The sequence below is a fragment of the Xenorhabdus sp. KK7.4 genome (genome assembly GCF_963876465.1).
Classification (GTDB): Bacteria; Pseudomonadota; Gammaproteobacteria; order Enterobacterales; family Enterobacteriaceae; genus Xenorhabdus; species Xenorhabdus stockiae.
Map to the genome: position 1 here is coordinate 1 of NZ_CAWNQF010000100.1, position 23,823 is coordinate 23,823.

The 23,823-nt window shown below is 44.0% G+C and carries 19 protein-coding genes; 7 read left to right on the forward strand and 12 right to left on the reverse strand.

Annotated elements, in window-relative coordinates:
- Nucleotides 1–331 precede the first annotated feature (331 nt).
- Entirely contained in the window at nucleotides 332–1,210 is an 879-nt protein-coding gene (gene murI / locus AACS90_RS17265) for a glutamate racemase (protein WP_099120830.1), read from the reverse strand.
- A complete protein-coding gene (gene btuB, locus AACS90_RS17270) occupies nucleotides 1,155–2,969 on the reverse strand; it encodes a TonB-dependent vitamin B12 receptor BtuB (protein ID WP_099120832.1) in 1,815 nt (604 codons plus the stop codon). The genes murI and btuB overlap by 56 nt, the downstream gene beginning before the upstream one ends.
- Before the next feature lie 176 nt (nucleotides 2,970–3,145).
- Here btuB and trmA point away from each other — a divergent pair, with 176 nt between their 5' ends.
- On the forward strand, nucleotides 3,146–4,246 hold the full coding sequence (trmA, locus tag AACS90_RS17275; protein ID WP_099120833.1) for a tRNA (uridine(54)-C5)-methyltransferase TrmA: 1,101 nt from the start codon (nucleotides 3,146–3,148) through the stop codon (nucleotides 4,244–4,246).
- A gap of 87 nt (nucleotides 4,247–4,333) precedes the next feature.
- Here the strand turns inward: trmA and AACS90_RS17280 are convergent, their stop codons facing one another.
- Both AACS90_RS17280 and fabR read right to left on the reverse strand, forming a co-directional pair.
- The gene (locus tag AACS90_RS17280) at nucleotides 4,334–4,708 is read right to left on the reverse strand and encodes a YijD family membrane protein (RefSeq protein ID WP_099111268.1); all 375 of its coding nucleotides are present in this window, start codon (nucleotides 4,706–4,708) and stop codon (nucleotides 4,334–4,336) included.
- 25 nt (nucleotides 4,709–4,733) lie between these two features.
- Complete coding sequence (gene fabR / locus AACS90_RS17285; RefSeq protein WP_228858013.1) at nucleotides 4,734–5,426, reverse strand: HTH-type transcriptional repressor FabR; 693 nt, start codon at nucleotides 5,424–5,426, stop codon at nucleotides 4,734–4,736.
- Between the two features lie 210 nt (nucleotides 5,427–5,636).
- Here fabR and sthA point away from each other — a divergent pair, with 210 nt between their 5' ends.
- Nucleotides 5,637–7,040, forward strand: coding sequence for a Si-specific NAD(P)(+) transhydrogenase (sthA, locus tag AACS90_RS17290; RefSeq protein WP_099120835.1), 1,404 nt, complete (start codon nucleotides 5,637–5,639; stop codon nucleotides 7,038–7,040).
- On the opposite strand, the gene oxyR is transcribed toward sthA, so the two are convergent.
- The 5 genes from oxyR to argC all read right to left on the reverse strand — a co-directional run bounded on the left by oxyR (nucleotide 7,032) and on the right by argC (nucleotide 12,767).
- A complete protein-coding gene (oxyR, locus tag AACS90_RS17295) occupies nucleotides 7,032–7,949 on the reverse strand; it encodes a DNA-binding transcriptional regulator OxyR (protein ID WP_099120837.1) in 918 nt (305 codons plus the stop codon). The two genes, sthA and oxyR, sit on opposite strands and share 9 nt — an antisense overlap.
- Nucleotides 7,950–8,171: 222 nt before the next feature.
- Nucleotides 8,172–9,551, reverse strand: coding sequence for an argininosuccinate lyase (gene argH, locus AACS90_RS17300; protein ID WP_099120839.1), 1,380 nt, complete (start codon nucleotides 9,549–9,551; stop codon nucleotides 8,172–8,174).
- A gap of 33 nt (nucleotides 9,552–9,584) precedes the next feature.
- Nucleotides 9,585–10,817, reverse strand: a complete 1,233-nt coding sequence (locus AACS90_RS17305; protein ID WP_099120840.1) for an argininosuccinate synthase — start codon at nucleotides 10,815–10,817, stop codon at nucleotides 9,585–9,587.
- A 102-nt stretch (nucleotides 10,818–10,919) separates the two neighbouring features.
- Nucleotides 10,920–11,693 (reverse strand): acetylglutamate kinase, encoded by a 774-nt coding sequence (argB, locus tag AACS90_RS17310; RefSeq protein ID WP_099120842.1) that lies wholly within the window; start codon nucleotides 11,691–11,693, stop codon nucleotides 10,920–10,922.
- Nucleotides 11,694–11,762: 69 nt separating this feature from the next.
- Nucleotides 11,763–12,767: an N-acetyl-gamma-glutamyl-phosphate reductase gene (gene argC / locus AACS90_RS17315; protein WP_099120843.1), complete on the reverse strand. Its 1,005-nt coding sequence runs from the start codon at nucleotides 12,765–12,767 to the stop codon at nucleotides 11,763–11,765.
- Nucleotides 12,768–12,897: 130 nt separating this feature from the next.
- Here argC and argE point away from each other — a divergent pair, with 130 nt between their 5' ends.
- The 5 genes from argE (at nucleotide 12,898) to AACS90_RS17340 (ending at nucleotide 17,926) form a co-directional block, all read left to right on the forward strand.
- Nucleotides 12,898–14,055 (forward strand): acetylornithine deacetylase, encoded by a 1,158-nt coding sequence (gene argE, locus AACS90_RS17320; RefSeq protein WP_099120845.1) that lies wholly within the window; start codon nucleotides 12,898–12,900, stop codon nucleotides 14,053–14,055.
- 200 nt (nucleotides 14,056–14,255) lie between these two features.
- Nucleotides 14,256–15,275: a glycosyltransferase family 9 protein gene (locus AACS90_RS17325; RefSeq protein WP_099120847.1), complete on the forward strand. Its 1,020-nt coding sequence runs from the start codon at nucleotides 14,256–14,258 to the stop codon at nucleotides 15,273–15,275.
- A gap of 336 nt (nucleotides 15,276–15,611) precedes the next feature.
- The gene (gene metF / locus AACS90_RS17330) at nucleotides 15,612–16,499 is read left to right on the forward strand and encodes a methylenetetrahydrofolate reductase (RefSeq protein WP_099111258.1); all 888 of its coding nucleotides are present in this window, start codon (nucleotides 15,612–15,614) and stop codon (nucleotides 16,497–16,499) included.
- 299 nt (nucleotides 16,500–16,798) lie between these two features.
- Nucleotides 16,799–17,374, forward strand: a complete 576-nt coding sequence (locus AACS90_RS17335) for a hypothetical protein (protein WP_099120849.1) — start codon at nucleotides 16,799–16,801, stop codon at nucleotides 17,372–17,374.
- A 42-nt stretch (nucleotides 17,375–17,416) separates the two neighbouring features.
- A complete protein-coding gene (locus AACS90_RS17340; protein WP_099120850.1) occupies nucleotides 17,417–17,926 on the forward strand; it encodes a hypothetical protein in 510 nt (169 codons plus the stop codon).
- A gap of 222 nt (nucleotides 17,927–18,148) precedes the next feature.
- Here the strand turns inward: AACS90_RS17340 and AACS90_RS17345 are convergent, their stop codons facing one another.
- The 3 genes from AACS90_RS17345 to AACS90_RS17355 form a co-directional block, all read right to left on the reverse strand.
- A complete protein-coding gene (locus tag AACS90_RS17345) occupies nucleotides 18,149–18,340 on the reverse strand; it encodes a hypothetical protein (protein ID WP_099120852.1) in 192 nt (63 codons plus the stop codon).
- A 24-nt stretch (nucleotides 18,341–18,364) separates the two neighbouring features.
- Nucleotides 18,365–21,001 carry a phosphoenolpyruvate carboxylase gene (gene ppc, locus AACS90_RS17350; protein WP_099120853.1) on the reverse strand — a complete coding sequence of 879 codons (2,637 nt, stop codon included), beginning with the start codon at nucleotides 20,999–21,001 and terminating at the stop codon, nucleotides 18,365–18,367.
- A 386-nt stretch (nucleotides 21,002–21,387) separates the two neighbouring features.
- Nucleotides 21,388–23,823, reverse strand: coding sequence for a bifunctional aspartate kinase/homoserine dehydrogenase II (locus AACS90_RS17355; protein WP_099120855.1), 2,436 nt, complete (start codon nucleotides 23,821–23,823; stop codon nucleotides 21,388–21,390).

The following is a 23,823-nucleotide window of genomic DNA, read 5'->3' on the forward strand; positions in this document are numbered from 1 at the left end:
AATGAATTAACTGTTTCAGTCACTCTTCAAGACTTTAATCTTTTTTGCCTTTCGGCTGTCGATAGTGTCTTGCGAGTGCCCACACAGATTGTCTGATTATGTTGTTAAAGAGCGGTGCAACCGAACCTCTCGTTCCGGGTTGCGAGGCTGCGTATCTTACGCTTTTTGCCTCCGGAGTCAAGCGTTTATTTTCGCTTTCGTTCCGCTGTCCTGCGCGGCGTGTCTCAGCTCAGCGTCGGTCAGTGGTGGCGCATTATAGGGAGTTTTTCGGCCCTGACAATAGTTTTTTTGAAAAAAAATACCGACTGCTGGTTATTGCGCCAAATTTGACTTAAGTTGGCAGTTTTTCCAGCGAAATGAAGCCATAATTATATAAAACAGGCCGTAGAGACTCGCTATTAGCATCTATTTTGGTGCAATACGCTAAGTTATTTTCTGTCGTTACAGATAAATTTTCTCGATTTTTTATCAGCCATGCGGTTCTTCGTGCAATTGCAGCACCTGAATCAATCAATCTCGTGCCATTAGGCAGAACCTGAGACAGTTCCTCTGCAAGTAAAGGAAAATGAGTACATCCCAAAATAACAGTGTCTGGTGGTTCTTTCATTCTCAGCCACGGTTTTAATATTTTTTCCAGTTCTTCCAGAGGGATGGTTTCACCGTGCAGCTTTCGTTCTGCCAGTTCGACCAGCTCAGCTGAACCGATAGCATGAACCTGACAATCCGTAGCGAATCTGGTGATAAGTTCTTTAGTATAGTCACGATTGACTGTTGCCCGTGTTGCCAATAGTCCAACTACGCGGTTACAAGTGAGCTTCGCGGCAGGTTTGATAGCAGGAACAACACCCACAACAGGAAAAGAAAAACGCTCACGCAAAGCTGGAAGGCTGACAGTACTCGCGGTGTTGCAGGCAATAACGACAATTGCTAATGGATGCCTTTTCTGGATTTCATCAACAACTTTGACAACCCGCTCAATAATGACTTCTGCCGTTTTCTCGCCATAAGGGAAGGCTTCATTATCGAATGCATATATATAGTGGAGATCCGGCAGCAATTGTCGGATCTCCTGATATACAGATAAACCACCCACACCGGAATCAAATACCAGAATGGTCGGGCGGGCGGTTTTCTTTATATCGAATGTAGTTAAATCAGAAGTTGTAACTGCCTGTGATGAAGTATTCTCGTCCTGGAGTGCGATAGCCATACGCTGTCTCATAATTTTTATCAAACAGATTAGCTATTCTAGCATGGATTGTCAGACGGTCAGTGACTGGATAAGACCCGTTGATATCCCATAGACTGACTCCGCCTAATTTTATTCTTTTCGAGGGGAATGAATTAAAATCCTGATCAAAACGCTGCCCAATATATTGATAAGTGATTCCCCAATCGATATTGCAGATCTCCCAGTCTAACTGATACTTCAACTGCTGTTTCGCTCTGCGAGTTAATTGCTGATTATTGTTATCACGCGGGTCAACATATTGTAGTGTTAATTGGTGTTGGAATATGCCGGTATCCATCATTCCCGTCCATTCAACGCCTTTAATTTTTACCTGCCCTACGTTCAAATAGCGGTTATTGGAAAAATCAATCAATTGCTCAATATCATTACGATAAATGGAGAAACGCCAGCTAAGGTCTCCGGTTAATCCTTCAATTCCACTTTCCCATTGTTTACTATTTTCTGGTTTTAAATCCGGGTTAGCTCCCCAGCCATACAATTGCCCAAGTGTTGGTGCCTTAAACGCTGTCCCATAGGAAATAACAAAACGGTAGCCATCAAGGAATTCCCAAGCAGCCCCTGTTTGCCACGTCATGTTCCAGTTATATTCAGAATGACGGTCTGAGCGTATAGCTCCTTCAAGAATAAAATTCTCTACTTTCTGCTGACCAGTTAAATACACGCCTGTGTTATCAACACTTTTTTGTGCAGGAATATAGTTAGAACCAGCGGCTACAGATTCTCTTTTCCAGTCTACCCCTCCACTAATTGCACCATGACCTATCTGCCAACTGTTACCCCACTGCACATTGTATTGCTTCGAGTCACTTAGCGTTGTGTTTCCCTTATAGATCTTATGCTTAAAATTATAATCTTTAACATGGCTATAACTGGTAATAAGCTGAGATGAGTAGATATCCCGATTAAAAAGAATTCCTGTTTCGTAACTACGGCTAAATAACTTTCGAGTATCCGTAAAGGATCCATCATAGTTTGAGCGATTATCGTAGCCATATGTCCGGGCAAATCCGCTGAGTTGGTCATTAAATTTATGATTAATGCCCAGCCATAGCATTTTACTCATAAATCCGTCTCGATCCGGCTCATTGGTTCCTCTCCCCGCCACCACATCAAATCCTTTAGTATAGGTATAGCCCGCTGCGGCACTCAGTACTGTATCTTCATCCAATTTCTGCTGGGTTGAACCATTGTAATTCTGGTATCCATGCGAACCGATCCCTGCATTGAGGGTCGTCCCTTGCTGCTCTCGTGTTGTGATGATATTGAGTACTCCTCCAATCGCATCTGAGCCATATACAGCAGAACGGGCACCGCGAATATATTCAATTTTTTGCACTAAACTCAGCGGGATCTGGCTAAGGTCAGAAGAGCCTGTAATACCTGCTTGATTTAACCGAATGCCATCGACCAGAATCAAAACATGGCGTGAATCTGAACCGCGTATAAATAAAGAAGAGTTCTGCCCTATTCCACCATTTTGAGCAATATCAACTCCCGGTAAACGGCGCAATACATCAACCAAGCTATTTGACTGCCAGCTGTCTATTTCGTCACGGGTCACAACTGTTACTGGTGCCAGAACAGAAGAAACGGGCTGTTTAAAGCGGTTTGCTGTCACTACCAGCGGATCCTGATTATCTGCGGCGGAGAAATTGCTCCAGCCAGAAAACACCACAATGAAAGTGGCGGATATAAAAGTGTGTGTTTTATTTATCATGGGAAGAATGGAGTCTAACTATTAAAGAGTCATGCTACGATGAAGGCTGGGTAGTGTCCAGAATACCTTCCTATCAAAAAAGCCGGGTAATGAACCAGAAAACTGGACATCCTTTGTACTTTCCCTACAATGCCGCTCGGAAATTTTTCTTAATGTGATCATACGAGAACCAGATAATGCAGAATCTCTTGCCAACGGAAGATTATGAAAACCAATTGATGGAGAAAGTCCATCGTCTGAAAGAAATGATGGTTTCCTTTAGTGCGCCCGAGCCTGAAGTTTTCCGTTCCCCCGCATCTCACTACAGAATGCGTGCAGAATTCCGTATCTGGCATGAGGAAGATGACCTCTACCACATTATGTTTGATCAACAAACCAAGCAGCGTATCCGGATTGATCAGTTTCCCGTAGCCTGCCAACTCATTAATAGCATGATGCAGGCCATTATTGCGGGTGTAAAAAATAATTCAGTATTGCGCCACAAACTGTTTCAGGCTGATTATCTCGCCACTCGCAGCAACAAAATCATTGTTTCCCTCCTTTATCATAAAAAACTGGGGGATGAGTGGCGTGAACAAGCAATCGCATTGCGGGATCAGCTAAAAGCAGAAGGCTTTGATGTTCAGCTTATTGGGCGTGCATCAAAAACCAAAATTATGCTTGATCATGACTATATAGATGAAGAGCTACCTGTCGCCGGTAAGACAATGATTTACCGTCAGGTTGAAAACAGCTTTACCCAGCCAAACGCCAGTATCAATATCCATATGCTGGAGTGGGCGATTAACAGCACCAAAGACGCCAAAGGCGACCTACTTGAACTGTATTGTGGTAATGGTAACTTTTCTCTGGCATTGGCTCAGAACTTTGAACGTGTGCTGGCGACGGAAATTGCTAAACCTTCCGTTGCTGCTGCTCAGTTTAATATTGAAGCCAATCAGATTGATAACGTACAGATTATCCGTATGTCCGCAGAAGAATTCACTCAGGCAATGAATGGAGAGCGGGAGTTCAACCGTCTTCAGGGAATTGACCTGAAGAGTTATCAGTGTGAAACCATTTTTGTCGACCCACCGCGTAGTGGTTTAGATGAGGAAACGGTGAAAATGGTACAGGGATACCCACGCATTCTGTACATTTCCTGTAACCCGGAAACGCTCTGCCAGAATCTGGAAACATTGTCGCAAACCCACAAAATCAGCAAGCTGGCTCTTTTTGATCAGTTCCCTTATACCCACCATATGGAGTGTGGAGTATTACTGGAAAGAATCAATTAATTCTATTATTACTACAACCCGTTTTTACCTTACAAACGCCATAACTGATTATTATGGCGTTTTCATAACATATTTCTCAAACAGTCATCAGTTATGTTTTTCTGACAAGGTTGCCTGTTGTCTGCGCCCTTTTATCTTCCTGTAAAGCCAGAAGACTAATGCCGTTCCAACCACAACAGACAGGAAATTAGAGCCAATTTCTGGGTGGTTAACCCGAATAATTGCGTTATAGGCAAAAAGGCCTAAGAAGAAACAACCAACAGCCAGTTTTGGTAATCCCTCAGCCATGGGATAATTTAAATAACGCTGATGGAGACAATACAGAGATAGTGCAAGTGTGATAATCGGGAAAATTGAAAAAGGTACCAACGAATTAAAAAATGCTGAAAAAGTGCCGTGAGTTGCCAATCCAACGATAAGAGCCAGCAGCATTGTGCTTTTATCCTGGCGATATTGTTCCATCGTGTTGTTCTCCTTTCAGTCGTGTTCAAGGGGTTTTAGGGACAGAAGTCTTAGAGACAGCGGTTTTTAGGACAGTATTTTTTAAGTTAGCCGTTTTTTCTTGCTCCCGCCGATACCAGTAAAAAGCACCTTTGGAAATCATACGCAGTTGTAATACCAAACGTTCTTCGAGACGACGTCTTTTTTCTTCATCAATATCCAGCGCTTCTGCACCCGCACTGAACACAATTGTTACCATCGCTTCGGCTTGTATTTCGGTAAAATGGCGAGGCATATGACTGGCCTGCTCAAGGTAGTCTGCCAGTTCTGCAATAAAATGTTGGATTTCCCGTGCGACAGCGGCACGGAACTCAGCCGATGTACCGGAACGTTCACGCAGTAATAACCTGAATGCATTCGGATTATTACCGATAAACTCCATAAAGGTTGAAACAGAAGTGCGAATGATACTCCCACCTTTTGCGATACGCTGTCGAGCCTGACGCATAAGCTGACGCAGCATTAAGCCGCTTTCATCCACCATAGTCAGCCCTAATTCATCCACATCACGAAAATGGCGATAGAATGAAGTCGGTGCAATTCCTGCTTCCCGGGCGACTTCCCGTAAACTCAGGCTGGTGAAACTACGTTCAGCACTCAGTTGGCTAAATGCTGCTTCAATCAGTGAACGACGGGTTTTCTCTTTCTGTTTCGCTCTGACGCCAGTTACATTATTCACAGCAATCCTGATATACATACTCGACTATACTATGCAGCAAATATATCAGATTCTGCTACATTTGCTGTGATTGTTCTCTTAAAGATATTAACCAATGTTTCCTTCGTTTTATATCAACGCCGGAAACAAAAACCGTACTCTAATTAGGTTATTACGCCAACCAATGTTAATATAGAGTTGTTATTTTGTGTAAAAACAGGTCTTTCCTCTATGCAATATACTCATTTTGATGCCATTGTGATTGGCTCCGGACCCGGTGGAGAAGGGGCAGCAATGGGGTTGGCAAAACAAAGAAAAAACGTTGCAGTTATAGAGCGTTATAACAATATTGGCGGCGGCTGTACCCACTGGGGCACTATCCCGTCCAAAGCTCTCCGCCATGCTGTCAGTCGTATTATTGAATTTAATCAAAATCCTCTCTACAGTGACAACTCCCGCATTCTTCGCTCCTCGTTTTCAGAAATTTTACGTCATGCCGAAGTTGTCATAAATCAGCAAACTAAAATGCGGCAAGGGTTTTATGAGCGCAATCGGTGTAAGATGTTTGCCGGTGAAGCCACCTTTATCGATGAACATCATGTTAGTGTGCGTTATGCTGATGATAGTGTAGATATATTGAGTGCCGACAAAATAATTATTGCCACAGGCTCTCGCCCTTATTGCCCTCCCGATGTCGACTTCACTCATTCCCGTATTTATAACAGCGATACTATTCTGGAGCTGGATCACGAACCACGTCATGTCATTATTTATGGCGCAGGTGTGATTGGCTGCGAATATGCTTCTATCTTCCGTGGGTTGGGCGTTAAGGTCGATTTGATCAATACCCGTGACCATCTGCTGTCATTTCTTGATCAGGAAATGTCTGACGCGTTGTCTTATCATTTCTGGAATAGCGGGATTGTTATCCGCCATAACGAAGAATATGAAAAGATTGAAGGTCTTGAAGATGGCGTCATTATCCATCTGAAATCAGGCAAGAAAGTTAAAGCAGACTGTCTGCTTTATGCCAATGGCCGAACCGGCAACACAGATAAACTCGGGATGGAAAACGTCGGGCTGGAAACCGATAGCCGTGGTTTAATGAAAGTAAACCGGGTTTATCAAACCAGCAATGAAAATATTTATGCTGTTGGTGATGTTATTGGTTATCCCAGCCTCGCTTCTGCCGCCTACAATCAGGGGCATATTGCAGCAAAGGCCATCATGACCGGAGCTAAGAATGCCGAACAGTATCTGGTAGACGATATCCCAACGGGCATTTATACCATCCCTGAAATCAGTTCTGTAGGTAAAACTGAGCAGGAACTCACAGCGATGAAAGTTCCGTATGAAGTGGGACGTGCCCAGTTTAAACATCTGGCCAGAGCACAGATTGCAGGGATGAATGTAGGCAGCATCAAGATATTATTCCACCGCGAGACAAAACAGATCCTCGGCATTCACTGTTTTGGCGAACGTGCAGCGGAGATTATTCATATCGGTCAGGCGATTATGGAACAAAAAGGTGAAGGTAATAGTATTGAATATTTCGTTAATACAACCTTCAACTATCCGACAATGGCCGAAGCTTATCGCGTTGCTGCCCTTAATGGACTGAACCGGTTATTTTGATGTTGTTCCACTGATGTCGAAATAATTCTTCATTCTGGTTCGGATCGCCTCTGCCAGTTGCTCATAGCGATTACGCAGAGGTGAGCCGGGGCGATAAACCAGAATCACAGAACGTTCCGGCAAAGGATTATGACACTCAAGATAACAGATCCCATCACGCTTTTTCTCTTTAGGAACAGCCAAGTCAGGCAACAAAGTGATGCCGCTCCCTGCCGCAACCATATTACGCAATGTTTCCATACTGGTTGCCCTGAAATGAGTATCCTCTTTGGCTCCGGCCTGAAAACAGAACCCCATTGCCTGATCACGTAAGCAGTGGCCATCTTCCAGCATCAATAACTTTTCACCGGTCAGCTCGCTCATATTGATCTTATCCCGATCTGCCCATTTATGTTCTTCATAGACCGCAAGCTTCATCGGTTCCTCAAAAAGAGGAATTTCAATAAACGCTTCCGTTTCTTTTATTGCAGCCAGAATTGCACAGTCTAATTTTCCGCTATCAAGCTGAGCCAGAAGGCTCTGAGTCTGGGCTTCGTGCAGGTACATTTCCAGTTTGGGGAACAACTTATGCAGTTCAGGGATAATCAGTGGCAGGAGATAAGGGCCAACAGTTGGAATAAGACCGATATGTAATGGGCCGGACATACTTTCACCCTGAAGTGAAGCCATTTCCTGTAATACCTTCACTTCTCGCAATACTGTCTTGGCTTGCTCCACCAGCAACATACCCTGTTGTGTAAACAAGACCTTGCGGCTTGTGCGTTCCAGCAGCATTACGCCCAACTCATCCTCAAGTTTGCGTATCTGCCCACTGAGCGTCGGCTGGCTGACATGGCAAGAATCAGCAGCCCTGCGAAAATGCCGATACTCAGCAAGTGCCACAAGATATTCCAAATCGCGGATATTCATTCCCAACCTCATTGTTTTGATATCAATGATAGAATTGATCAATAAATCATTATATGCATGAGAGGAGAAAACTATCAATTCGTGGCGATTTCAGTTTTTTTATAAAGTTACCAGATAAAAAATGACGGAATTCATTCAAAAAATAGATAAATCGGACCACCGCAATAAGCAGGCAGCCCAATTCGTTGACCCGGGGAAGTTATATACTCAGAGGGATTTTAGTTAGCTGAGATGTAGCCTCTGTTTTGCCTCAGCAATAGCCAGCGTTACCTGTTTCTGTGCCACGCCACCTTTTGCCAGACGTTTATCCAGACAGGACTGTAACGATAAAATATCGTATACATCGATTAAAATAGTTTCACTGAACTTTTGTAATTCAGATAATGACAACTCTTCCAGCGCCTTACCTTTCTTTATTGCATCAATCACTACTTCACCAACGATGTGATGCGCTTCACGAAATGGAACACCTTTTGCCACCAGATAATCGGCTAATTCCGTAGCATTAGCGTAGCCCTGCTTTGCTGCCTCCCGGCAACGCTCACGTTTTATCTGAATACCATCCAATACCATTGCTGCCATATGCAGGCAAACCCGCCAGGTATCCAACGCATCAAACAGCCCTTCCTTATCTTCCTGCATATCTTTGTTATAAGCGAGGGGCAGCCCTTTTAATGTCATCATCATACCTGTCAATGCACCCTGTACCCGGCCACATTTACCACGGATAAGTTCCAGTGCGTCAGGATTTTTCTTTTGAGGCATCAAAGAAGAACCAGACGTTACCCGATCCGATAATTCAATAAAGTCCGCTTCTCCACTGTTGAAGAAAATCAGATCTTCGGCAAAACGCGAAAGATGGATCATACTGATGCTGGCATTTGACAGCAGTTCCAGCACATGATCACGGTCTGACACGCTGTCTAGACTATTACGGGTTGCTGATGCAAAACCAAGCCATGATGCCAGTTGTTCCCGATCAATATCATAAGCCGTTCCTGCTAACGCTCCACATCCCAACGGACTGACATCCAGCCGTTTTAAAGTATCCTGCAAACGGCTTTCATCACGGGCAAGCATTTCTGCATATGCGAGACACCAGTGTGCGAAAGTCACCGGCTGTGCCCGCTGTAAATGAGTATACCCCGGCATAACGGCATCCTGATTATTCTCAGCCGTAATCACTAATGCCTGTTGTAATGATGTCAGAGCCTGCCGGATATCCGCTATCTGATCCTTACACCACAACTTCAGGTCAGTCGCGACCTGATCATTACGGCTGCGTCCTGTATGCAGTTTTTTTCCTAAATCCCCAACTTTTGCGATCAGCTGACCTTCCACCCAGCTATGAATATCTTCCGCGTCGCTTTGCAAAATAGCCTCTGGGTTGGTTCTCACTTCATCCAGTAATGCATTCAATGCCAACTCCAGCTTCTGCTGCTCTTCAGATGTCAGAACACCCACTGTGACCAGCGCCTTTGACCATGCGACAGAGCCAACAATATCCTGCTCTGCCAGACGATAATCAAAACACAGGGAATCATTAAACTGCTTAAATTGCTGATCAGCTTCCTGACTGAAGCGCCCACCCCAAAGTGCCATAATTGCATTCCTCTTCTTTTTATTGGCCGGAAATTACTTTTTGCTTTTCAGCGCACGAATGCGGGAAGAAAGCGAATGGAGGCGGATAAACCCTTCAGCATGACTGTGATCATAAACTTCATCCTCGCCAAAAGTAGCAAACTCTTCAGAATAGAGACTATGAGGAGATGTTTTCTGAGTGGCTGTCACCTGCCCCTTATACAGCTTCAGGATCACTTCACCACTGACATTCTCAGCCAGCATCTCTGCCGCAGCCTGAATAGACTGACGCAGCGGCACAAACCAGCGCCCATCGTAAACAACATAAGACATTTCCAGACCCAGCTGCTGACGCCATTTAAAACTGTCACGATCCAGAACTAATTGTTCAATACCGCGCAGAGCCGCCATCATGATGGTTCCTCCCGGTGTTTCATAACAGCCACGGGACTTCATTCCAACCAGACGGTTTTCCACAATATCAATCCGGCCAATACCATGTTTAGCCCCCAGCTCATTCAATTCATTAAGGCATTGATATGGCGACAGTACCTTCCCATTGACGCCGACAACCTCTCCTTTCTCAACAGTGACAGAAAGATATTCAGGTTCGTCAGGAGCATCTTCCGGCGCTACAGTCCACTCCCAACAATCTTTATTCGCCGCATTCCACGTATTTTCCAACACGCCACCTTCGGTGGAAATGTGCCACGCGTTTTCATCACGACTGTAAATTTTTTCCAGCGTTGCCGTAGTAGGAATATCGCGGACTTTCAGGTAATCCAACAACGCCTCGCGGGAACGCAGATCCCACTCTCGCCACGGAGCGACGACTTTCAGATGTGGAGCCAATGCCGTATAGGTACTCTCAAAGCGAACCTGATCATTCCCTTTACCTGTCGCCCCATGCGCCAGCGCATCAGCCCCCACTTTCAGGGCCAGTTCAACCTGCGCTTTAGCAATAATCGGGCGAGCCATTGAAGTACCAAGCAAATAACTGCCTTCGTACAACGCTCCGGTTTTCAGTACCGGATAAACATATTCTTTGATGAATTCTTCACGCAGATCGGCGATATGGCATTCTGAAGCTCCGGAACGTAATGCTTTTTGTTCTATACCCTCCAAATCTTCACGGCTCTGACCAACATCGGCGACAAACGCAATCACATCACAGTTGCCATAATGTTCTTTCAGCCACGGAATGATGGCAGAAGTATCCAAACCGCCAGAATATGCCAGCACAATCTTTTTAATACTGTTTTTTACCGAAGTAGTCGTCGTTGTCATAGAGGTAGCCTTTTACTTTTATTCACCAGCAAGTTTTCACCAGAAAGGTGCCATGCTGTTAATCAGTCAAAACCGTTTTCATTCTCTGTTATGCCAGAATGGTTATGCCAGAATACGAGTGCCAACGGATATACCATTAAATAGAGCAATCAGTTGATCAGCATAACGCCAGCTGGCGATATCCACCGGACGCCCCAGTGTTTTTGCGGCTTCCAGTGCTGCATGGACTTTCACAACCATGCCGTCAGTAATCACACCCTGTTTAATCATCTGCTGTATTTCTTTTTCTGAAACTTCAGGGATCTTGTTGCCTTTTCCGTTCAGAATACCGCTGACATCTGACAGAAAAACTAAATCGGCATCCAGTGACTGTGCGACAGCTGTAGCAGCCTGATCTGCATTCACATTCATTAATTTGCCGTCTTCTGTAATACCAATAGAGCTAATAATGGGGATATAACCGATATCCAGTAAGATTTTCAGCAAATCCGGATTACCGGGGGAAGCCATGCCCGTGTGACCAAACTCCTCGTTAAACTGAGAAACTTTCACAACACAGCCATCACCCAAACATAGACCAACCGCAGGTAAACGGTATTTTATCGCCCAGGAGAGTAAGGTTTTATTGGCTGTGCCAGCCAGTGTCCCGGTAATAATATCAATCTGATCTTCTGGCGTTACACGCAGGCCCTGTTTCTTGATAATCGGCAACTGTAATTTCTGCATCAGTTCATCAACCAAGCAACCGCCCCCATGTACAATGACTAGAGGACGTTTATGCGTTTTTCGATATAACTGTAATGTGGAAAATAATCGTACCAACGCTTCATCACTATCTAATAACACCCCACCCAGCTTGATAACTAATGGCTCCATCAGATTTATCCTCTGTCGATATCAAATAATTTCTGAAATAAAAAAGCTCTGAATTCAAAACACACTAAATTAAAGTAACGCCTGAGTTTCTTCGAACCCAAAGCGAATATTCATACACTGTACTGCCTGCGCTGCTGCACCTTTCAGAAGATTATCCTCAGCCCCGACAATAATCAGATGCTGCCCTTGTACAGCAAAACCAATATCACAGAATGGCAACCCGACGACCCCTTTCAGGGCAGGAACACCTTTTTCATATAACCGAATAAGTGGCTTATCGTGATACGCCTGTTGATATGCATGCCTGACTTGTTCTTCTGTGATACCAGCTTTCAGCTTGCAGGTAATCGTAGCTAAGATCCCTCGCGCAAAATTGCCCAAATGGGGGGTGAAAATCACATCTATCCCTAAATGTGTAGCAATTTCCGGCTGGTGGCGATGATTGAAAACACCGTAAGGCTGCAAACTGACTTCACAAAAATTGTTATTTATTGACGCCTTACGCCCGGCTCCACTCACACCACTGACAGCATTAATAACGGGCCACTGTCCTGTATCCAGCAAACCAGCTTCCAGCAGTGGTTTCAGCGAAAGCTGTGAAACCGTAGGGTAACAACCCGGCACTGCGATCAGCTGAGCTGTTTTAATTTTCTCCGCCTGCCATTCCGCCAGCCCATATACCGCCTGCTCAAGCCAATCGGTATTTTTATGCTCAAATCCATAGTATTCTGAATAAAATAGTGTATTTTGTACGCGATAGGCACCAGATAAATCAAATACGATACAGCCTGCCTGTAGAAATTCCGGGGTAATGTCATGGCTGACTTCGTGTGCGGTAGCAAGGAAAACGATATCAATACCGCTTGCGGCTTCAGCCACATCAGTTAACGGCTGTAAAGGTAAATCAAGGGTTCCTTTATACTGTGGGTAAAGTTCTGACAAGCACTTTCCGGCATCAGAGCTTTGAGCAGAAACCATCAGACCCGCAAGATGTATATAAGGATGGCGTTGCAGACATGCTGCTAACTCCGCTCCGGTATAGCCACTAGCACCAACTATCAGCGTATTAAGCATGGGATTTATTCACCTTGTATTAACCCAATGTATTGTATTAACCCAATGTAGTAACCCGATTACACAATTGAATTTATATTCAATTAAATTGCATTAATATTGATACTATCTTGAATAAGGGCTGTCAACAGTGAATATTAAATTACCAACGTTTATTGAATTATATCGCCAGCTTATCGCAGCACCCTCCATCAGTGCCGTAGATGCAGAGCTAGATCAAAGTAATGAATCGGTTATCTCTCTATTGGCTGACTGGCTGAAACAGATTGGTTTTGAAATTGAGGTTCAGCCTGTGCCGGAATCTCGCGGAAAATTTAATATGCTGGCAACGTTAGGGAGTGGCTCTGGAGGGTTACTTTTATGCGGTCATACAGACACTGTACCATTTGATGCCGGGCGCTGGACTCAGGATCCATTCACACTGACAGAGCGTGATGGCAAATTATACGGACTGGGAACTGCTGATATGAAAGGCTTCTTTGCCTTTATCATTGATGCAATACGAGATATTGATATTAGTAAGCTGTCTCATCCACTCTATATTCTGGCAACCGCAGATGAAGAAACCTCAATGGCTGGTGCCCGATATTTTGCCGCAAACGCAACTATCCGGCCTGATTTTGCCATTATTGGCGAACCGACATCACTACAGCCAATCCGCGCCCATAAAGGGCATGTTGCCCATGCTATCCGTATTGAAGGGAAATCCGGCCACTCCAGTGATCCGGCGCGGGGTGTTAATGCTATTGATTTGATGCATGAATCCATCACTCAGCTGATAAAATTACGTCATACCTTGCAGGAGCGTTACCATAATCCGGCTTTCGCCATTCCCTATCCCACCATGAATTTTGGTCATATCCACGGTGGTGATGCAGCTAACCGGATCTGTGCCTGCTGTGAGCTGCATATGGATATTCGCCCGTTACCCGGCCTAACATTACAGGATTTGAATGAAGCACTGAATGAATCACTGGAACCCGTCAAGCAACGCTGGCCGGGACGCCTGAATGTGACAGAACTTCATCCCCCCATTCCCGGTTATGAGTGCCCGACCAATCACAAACTGGTCGGTGTCATCGAAAGACTATTAGGAACAAAAGCAGAAACCGTCAATTACTGTACGGAAGCGCCTTTTATTCAGCAACTCTGCCCGACAATAGTTCTGGGACCGGGCTCCATTGAGCAGGCCCATCAACCTGATGAATATATAGAAGTGTCGATAATTGAGCCGACAAGGAAACTGATCGCCCAGATTGTGGAGCATTTTTGTTTGGGTGTGGATTAATCTTATCCAAGATAACTTAATATCCTCCCCAGCCTGAAGGCTGGGGACTCCTGCGCACCTTATATTCCACGCCTGAATGCCAAAATTTTACGGCACACTGGATAAATACAATAAACTGACTAATATTAATTAGTTAATGGATAACATCATGAAATAAATCACAAAATAAATGTAATAATCACGTGCAGAATGACGGGTATATGAAAAAAAAGAAAATTTTAATAATCAGAATAGATTTTCTTGGAGATATGATATGTACAACACCTTTAATCCATACCATAAAGAAAACGTATCCAAATGCTGAAATTCATGTTTTAGCCAATAAATATAATGCTCCGGTGCTGGATAGAAATCCTGATATTTCATTTGTTCATACTTATGTTTATAGCAAAAATCGTGAACGCAATGTACATCCCGGGATATTAAATTCATTGATAAATAGGATTGCTCTTATTTTCCGGCTGAGAAAAATGAAATTTGATATTGGAATAATTCCGAATGGTGGATTAAATAAAAATAGCATCCAGTTTATTCGACAATTAAATATACCCGATTGTCGCTGGCACACAAAGGAAAGTGAATTTGATGATAGAGATCCTAATCATGTCACTCATAGGCCAATAAAACATGAGGTTTTATCTGGATTTGACTTGATCCCCGAAGTTGAAACACCCAAGATCAATACATTAAAACCCTATGTTTATCCTGATCCAATTTTACGCGGGGAATGGATGAGAAATATAGGACAGGGAAATAAACCTAAAATAGGTTTGTTTATTTCTAACAAATCAGAAAACAGACAATTGGATATAAGAAAATGGGCTGATTTAGTAAGATTGATAGGAAATGAAGCTGATTTTTTTATTTTCCATGACCAAAATGAAGAAATAAAAGAACAATACTTTACTGCTCTTTCAGTTCATTATCTTAAAACAGAACATGTTCAAGATATGATTGCAGCTACTAGCTGCATGGACATTATTGTTTCAGCCGATAGCGCTCCAGTGCACCTAAGTTCAGCATTACAAATACCTGTGGTCTCTTTGTTTGAAAATAGGCCTGAAAAATATTTACGCTGGCATCCTATTAATGTTGAAAATATCCTTTTAAAAGAAGGAAGTATAGTAAATGATATTGATGTGAGAAAAATATGTGATGCCGTCAATTTTTTACTGAAAAAATGTTACAGCCTCTCTCTGTCTAGTGACAGCTATAGTTAATTATTTATTGGTATGTTAAGTCAATTGATTCCCCTTAATCGTAAAAAGTAAAACAACAACAACTTAAAGCAGCATCCGTGCCATTGCTGCTTTTGCCAACAGCTACCCTCCATACCGAGCAGCTTCCACGTAGCAGTTTGTACAGATACCTTTCCCAACATGAATTTCTTTCCTGATCACACTGAATATTCCTCACTGGAAATAAGCCATTTCCTAATTGACTAAAAATCCTGCTTCGCTCATTCTGTTTGGACATCTAAACGGATAGACATATAAACACTTAAGCATCTAAATATAATCGGAGAAAAACTCCGTTCGTTCACGAGGGTACAGGGTATGAGTTTCTTTCACGCTAATCATCAAGAGGCACTAAATCAGAATCTGGCTGAACTTGAAGGTCAAATTCGTGTTTCCTTCGAATTTTTTCCACCCCAAACGGCTGAAATGGAACAGACTCTGTGGAAGTCCATTGACCGTCTAAGCAAACTCAAGCCTAAGTTTGTTTCCGTGACTTATGGAGCCAATTCTGGTGAGCGTGATCGTACTCATAGCATCATTAAGGGGATCAAAGACAGAACAGGCCTTGAAGCGGCTCCACATCTAACCTGTATTGATGCCAACCGTGAAGAATTGTGTAACATCGCCCACGATTATTGGAGTAGCGGGATTCGTCATATTGTGGCCTTGCGCGGCGATTTACCAAATGGCAGCAGTAAACCTGAAATGTACGGCGCTGATTTGGTTGAACTCTTAAAAAAAGAGGCTGATTTTGATATTTCCGTGGCGGCTTATCCGGAAGTCCATCCCGAAGCAAAAAGTGCGCAATCTGACCTGATTAACCTGAAAAGAAAAATTGATGCCGGTGCCAATCGCGCTATTACTCAATTCTTTTTTGATGTAGAAAGTTATCTTCGCTTTCGTGATCGCTGTGTTTCAACAGGAATTGATGTAGAAATCGTGCCGGGAATTTTACCTGTCTCTAACTTCCGTCAGCTACAGCGGTTTGCGACTATGACTAATGTTCGTATCCCAAGCTGGATGACCAGAATGTTTGAAGGATTGGATGATGATCCTGAAAGCCGCAGCTTAGTGGGCGCTTCAATAGCAATGGATATGGTGAAAATTCTGAGCCGCGAAGGAGTGAAAGATTTCCATTTTTATACTCTGAACCGAGCGGAATTGAGTTATGCAATCTGCCATACATTAGGGGTTCGCCCTTGTTGATTCGTTCACAAAAGCCGGACAAAACTTTAATCTCCGGCTTTATGAGTTTTCATACTCAGTAATAATATACTCTCTCCTACTTCTCTCAAGTTATAAAGACAACGCCAAAATTACATCTAAATATATTCTGCAATATTTATACTTTAGTGTACTTTATCAACTCTCTATTGAAGTAGATGTCGTTATTCACTAAATAAAATCTCATTCAACACGATATCATATCTACCTTTTATCACTAAAAACTCTAATTTATTATAAATAGTTAGTAAGAATCATGTCTAAAAGGAATAACTGCAGGTATGAAAACAAGATATCAGTTTCGCTTTAATCTTACCAACCAAGAGCAGGAACAGCTAGCGAAGTACACTAAACCCAGTAAAAGAGAAGCAATACAAAAAGGTTATAAGCTATTAGGTATTCTAGGAAATATAGCAAAAATCACATTCATGATAATTATGTTAGATAGTGTGTTACTTCTGATGATGTTAGCCAGTGGAAAAATACCTGTATCTCAGATAGATATGATCTTAGTATGGGCAGACATTATCGCAATTGTTTTGCTTTTCTCATTATTTTCTATCCGTGATTCATTAACCAACTATTTTATAAAAAAAAATGCAGTATACGAATCGACTTCACCTGATACTTTATATGTACTCAAAGCTAATCGCTATTTTGTTTATATTTATCATTGCAATATTGAAGTGCGCGTTTTTTGGCCTGACATAGATGATATTTACCGCAAGAAAAACAATGTCTATATACGCAGCAAAGTATTTCATGATATATGCTTCCCTGCAAAAATATTTTTGAACAAGCAAGAATCAAAAGAATTTTATACTTTCGCTCTACACCAGATGGCTAAATACGATTAGATTACTTCCTACCACATAGCAACATCATTTAAAGGATATAAAATGAAAAGACCATTCAGTATTTGGGTCATGTTAGTTCTTCTTCTCATCATGTCATTAGATCATCTTGTTGGAATACTTACCCTACTTATTCCTTTTTCTCAGATCATAGCTAAATACGGACTATTATCTGATGAAGCTCGTACCATTCTGGTGTATTTCTTGATCAGAGTAATTATTTGGGTCGTGCTATCTTATGGGTTTTGGATGACGGTATCACCAAAGAAAAATGCAAAAAAATTCCTTATATTCGCATGGATAATATTAATACTCGTCTTTATATTTAGAAATTATGAAGCATTCGCTGGTACTAATGACAAATATTTGAAGTATGAAAATCCGGCTGAACAGGGTGGTGCTATGATTGCCTTTATGATTCAGTTTATTCTTTATCTTGGCGTCCTATGTAATCTGATTTTCTCAAAGACGGTAGCCAACTACCTTAAAGTAAAAGCCGGTAAGGCAAGTACTCAGAAAATCGATACAAGTAATGAAGTAATAAACAAATCATAAAATTCTTCTAAAAATTAACTAAATAAAATGGCAACCGCAATAAAAATGACTTTAATTAAATATTGCGGTTGCTTTTGATAAACCAAAACACAAATCCAACAATAATAACCATACTATACACTTCGTCTTTCAAGTTGCCTCTTTGTTGGCTGCACTCGTTCCCCCCAGTCACATAGTTATCTATGCTCTTGGGGATTCACTCCCTTGCCGCCGCGATGCATCTTAAAATCCATTATGTATAACAATATTCAGGATATACCACCCAGCCTGATCGCTCATTACCATACCCACTGACAGAGAAGCAAGCATATTGGACAGATAGGTAATAAGCGAATTCGCTCCCTGTAATTTATGTTTGAATGGACTATTGATACGATAAGCAAAACCGGACAGTTTCCCATCCGGTTTCACCATTTTTCTCGTCAAGAAAACGAAATACTAACCTGTATTGCGCATCCCCGCCGCAACTCCTGCTATTGTTACCATCAGCGCCAGCTCTACGCGAGGATCAGGCTGTTCCTGCTGGCGGGAACGTTGTAATAGCTCTGCCTGTAAAACATTCAGCGGGTCTGTATAAACATTACGTAATGCGATGGATTCAGCTATCCACGGTAAATCCGCCATCAGTTGCCCATCACGTGAAACGGCCAGAACAGTCTCGATATCGGCTAAAAGTTGATTACGTAGTTTCGTACCCAATGACCACAGTTTTTTATCAACCAGACGTTGGTCATAATATTCCGCCAGCCATAAATCAGCTTTGGCGAAAACCATCTCCAGCATAGCGATACGCGTCGTAAAAAATGGCCAGTCACGGGACATTTCAGACAAAGTATCCTGCTGGTCAGCCTCTATCACATGCTGTAATGCAGCCCCTGCACCCAGCCATGCGGGAAGCATCAGGCGGTTTTGCGTCCACGCAAAAATCCACGGAATGGCGCGCAGGCTTTCTACTCCACCTGTCGGACGACGTTTGGCAGGGCGCGAGCCTAACGGTAATTTCGCCAGCTCCTGTTCAGGAGTTGCCGAACGGAAATAAGGTACAAATTCCGGCTGCTCACGGACGTAATCACGATACATATCACAGGAAATATCGGAAAGCGTATCCATGATCTGCTTCCATTCAGGTTTCGGCTCTGGCGGTGGCAATAAGTTCGCCTCCAGAATGGCGCTGGCGTACATTGCCAGACTACTGATCGTCACCTGTGGCAAACCGAACTTGAAGCGGATCATTTCTCCCTGCTCTGTTACACGCAACCCTCCTTTCAGGCTGCCCGGCGGCTGAGAAAGTAATGCCGAATGTGCCGGAGCACCACCACGTCCGATTGTTCCTCCCCGGCCGTGAAACAGTGTCAGTTTCACACCTTCTTTTTCACACACTCTGATCAGTGCATCCTGAGCACGATACTGTGCCCACGATGCTGCCATCACGCCCGCATCTTTTGCCGAATCAGAATAGCCAATCATGACCATTTGCTTATCCTGAATCAGTTCACGATACCATTCGATATGGAGCAATTGCTGGATCACGCTTTCCGCGTTATTCAGGTCATCAAGCGTTTCAAACAATGGTGCTACAGGTAATGACAATGAACAATCCGCAGCTTTCAGCAGTAATTTCACTGCCAGTACATCTGAAGGGACTTTCGCCATGGAAATCACATAGGCGGCAATCGCATCCGGTGGCGATTCTGCAATGACTTTACAGGTTTCCAATACTTCCTGAGTTTCTGCACTTGGCTGCCAGTGACGGGGAATTAATGGACGCTTCGAATTCAGTTCACGCAACAAAAAGGCCTGTTTCTCTGTTTCTGACCAGCTCGCATAATCGCCCATTTCCAGATATTGGGTCAGCTCGGCGATAGCATCAGTATGACGGGTACTTTCCTGACGAATATCAATGCGAACCAGTGACAGACCGAAACAACGGATACGACGCAGAATATCCAGCAACTGACCATCGGCGATAATTTCCATACCGCAGGCTTTCAGGGACTGATAACAGGCATAGAGCGGCTGCCATAATTGATCGTTATGCAGCAATAAATCTGTGGGAGGAATAACCTGTTCACCTTTCAGGCGTTTTTCCAGATATGCCAGCGTATTATTTAATTGAGTACGCAGCTGTTTAGCAATTTCACGATAAGGCTCGATAACCTCATCTCCTCCTGCCAGCTGACGTAGCTCTGGCGTGCATTCCGACATCGAAAGCTCGGATACCAGAACCTGAATATCCTTCAGAAACAAGTCAGCGGCTTTCCAGCGGCTAAGTAACAGCACATGGCGGGTAACTTCTGCGGTGACGTTAGGATTTCCATCCCGATCGCCGCCCATCCAGGAAGTAAAACGGATTGGCACCGCTTCCACCGGTAAGCTGTAACCGATAGATTCTTCTAATTGCTCATTGAATTCACGCAAAAACGCAGGAACACCTTCCCACAGGCTATTTTCCACTACCGCAAAACCCCATTTCGCTTCATCAATCGGGGTAGGACGGATCTTGCGGATTTCATCGGTATGCCAGGACTGAGCAACCAACTGGCGTAAACGACGCATGATATTGTTATGCTCGTAATCAGCCAAATCATCATGATCCAGCTGTGCCAGGCAGGTATTCACTTCAACCAATTTATGGATCAGAGTGCGACGGGCAATTTCTGTCGGATGCGCGGTCAGCACCAGTTCAATGGAGAGTTCATTGACCGCCTGAACCAAATCATCATTATTGAAGTTTTTACTTTTCAGCCGTTCAAAGAGTGCTGCTAATGCAACCGGGTTACTGGCTGCTTCACCATGCGGTGAGATGCTGTGATATTGTTCAGCAGCATTGGCCAGATTAAGAAACTGGTTAAACGCTCTGGCAACCGGCAATAATTCATCATTAGATAAATTTTGCAGTGTCGATAACAGTTGCTGGCGATCAGCGTCGTTTCCGGCACGGGATGATTTGGATAACTTCCTTATCGTTTCAACTTTATCAAGAATATCCTTTCCCTGAGCCTCTTTGATCGTGTTTCCCAGTATCTTACCAAGCATACTGACATTACTTCGCATTGCGGAATATTGTTGATTCATGTGAGTCCTGACCTTGTGTTGCTGTATGCATGTTTACCCTTCGCCTTTCAAGCTGCCTCTTTGTTGGCTGCGCTCATTCACCCCGGTCACATAGTTATCTATGCTCCCGGGGATGACTTCCCTTGCCGCCGCGATGCAACTTGAAATCCATTGGGTATATTTAATCTACTATTCATATCAGAAAACAAACAATTTGGGCGGATTTTATGAAATTTTGCTCAAAACTTTCTTTAATCTGAGTCAGACTATTGGCTTTGAAAATTCCCAACAATGAAGGAAAAACAACGAACTTTTGCTGGTAAATGGGGGCTACTTGAGCCTGCTCCAATCAAAAATAAAAGATGGAACAGGCATAAATCAAATATTCTGATAGAAAGTGCGGATTACTATAAAAGTTGCGATAAACGATTCAAATCTGACTGAATCGCACCGGCCGTGACATCACGCCCTGCGCCCGGGCCACGAATGACCAGAGGGTTATCACGATACCAGCGGCTTTCTATGGCGAACACATTATCCCCCGGTAATAACGAAGCTAAAGGATGCTCTGAACGCACCGCTTCCACTCCTACTTTAGCCTTACCTTTGGCATCAAAGCGCGCCACATAGCGCAGTACCATGCCCATTTCACGCGCAGCGTCCAGCCGTTTCTGCATTTGCTCATTAATCGCAGAGCTGTTTTCAAAAAACTCATCAATCGAGCCAACGCTGGCTTCTGGTGGTACAAGTGATTCTATCCGCACCTGATCCGGCTCAATCTCATAGCCAGCCTCACGAGCCAGAATCACTAACTTACGCATCACATCCTGACCGGAAAGATCAATGCGGGGATCAGGCTCTGTTAGCCCTTGTTGCCATGCCTGTTCCACCAGATCGCTGAAAGGAACTGTGCCATCAAACTGGAGGAACAGCCACGATAATGTACCAGAGAAAATCCCACTGATAGACAGGATCGTATCGCCGCTTTCCCGCAAGTCCCTGACAGAATAGTTAATGGGTAACCCTGCACCAACAGTTGCGTTATATAACCAGTGACGGCCTGTTTTTGTAAAAGCATCCCGTATCATGCGATAAGTATTACTGTCGGAGGCACCGGCAGCCTTATTAGCGCTAATCACATGGAAACCATAACTGGCAAAATCGATGTAGTTACTCGCCAACTCTTCACTCGCCGTCACATCAAGTACGACCAAATCATCATAAGGGTGCGCCCTCATCCACAAAAACAGTTCATCATCTGCATGAGTGGTGGCCTCATCATTGAAGAATGCCAATGCCCGGCTTGCATCAATCCCCTGATAATTCAGCAAGCTTCGGCGACTATCAACAATGCCTGCCAGAATGAATTCAAAATCACTGCGCGCCGAGATATTTTTCTGTTCACGCGCAAACAGCTCCAGCCAGCGTGAACCAATATTACCTTTTCCAAACAGAACCAAACCGATCTGTTTTTCTGCCCGGAACAAACTCTGATGTAGTCCCTGAATCAGATGAGATGTCTGACCCAAGCGCAGTACAGCAACCAGACTGATATCATCTTCAGCATGCCAGATAAACTCAACCGGCTGGTCTTTGAGCTGCTGATAAAAACGGTGGCTATGCAACGGATTTTTACATACTCCTGCACCGACCAACGCCACCAGCGAAAACCCTTCACGCAGGGAAAGTTTTCCCGGCAAAGAGGCATCCTGTAATACATCAAGAGCACTGTTAACTATTTCAGAGGTATAACAAAGCTGAATCAAATTGCAGTCAGTATGCAGCCCCGTCGCCAACGGCCTGATTTGGGCGCGCTTCAGCAATGAGTCGATATCTTTATAGGTTTGCTTAAAATCGAGGGCCGAAAAAAGGTGTAACTCAATCAGGCAGACATCATCATGGCTGGTTACAATCTTTGCTCCCATCCCGGATGCCAGAACCCGCTCAATACGGGTAGAACCCTGTTCAGGCTGGTAACTGCAACGTAATTGCAAATCGATATCACTGAGCGAAACAGGCTGTAATGTTCGGGTATGAAGTACAGGAGCAGCCAGACGCGCCAGTTCACTGGCTTCATCCAGACGCAATAATGGCAACAGGCACGCATCGCTGACTTTACGTGGATCGGCACTGTAAACCCCGGCCACATCACTCCAGATTGTCACTTTTTTGGCACCCGCCAATGCCCCAACCTGAGTAGCAGAATAGTCACTGCCATTGCGCCCTAATAGTACGGTTTCTCCTTTTTGGTTACTGGATATAAAACCTGTCACCACCAGACGCTTATCAGAATTCTCAACTAATAACTGGCTCAATAAAGGCTGGGATAAGATAACATCAACCTGCGGCTGGGCCGCCCGTTCAGCACGCAGGAACTGACGCGCATCCAGCCATGCGCTGGAAATACCCTGAGATTCAAGCACTGCGGCCATCAGACGGGCAGACCATATTTCGCCATGACCAACAACTTCAGCGTAGGTAATATCACTCACCGGTTTATCCAGTAATGCGCTCAGCCTTTCCAAATCAGCAATAAAATCTGCGATCAATGTTTCGGCGGCAGCTTCTGGCAACAATCCCCTGATTAATTCCTGCTGATAACGCCGTAAGGCCTGCTGAACCTGATGTGCTGAAATACGATCATTCTGGCTCAGTTTCAGCCAGTCAATCAGCTGGTTCGTCGTACTCCCCGCCGCCGATACCACCATCAAATCACCCGGCTGGCTGTAATTCGCCATAATATCCGCAACCCGCTTATAACATTTCACGTCTGCAAGGCTGCTACCACCAAATTTATGTAACTGGCGGCCAGATTCCGCCCCCGCTATTGCCAGTTCAACCAT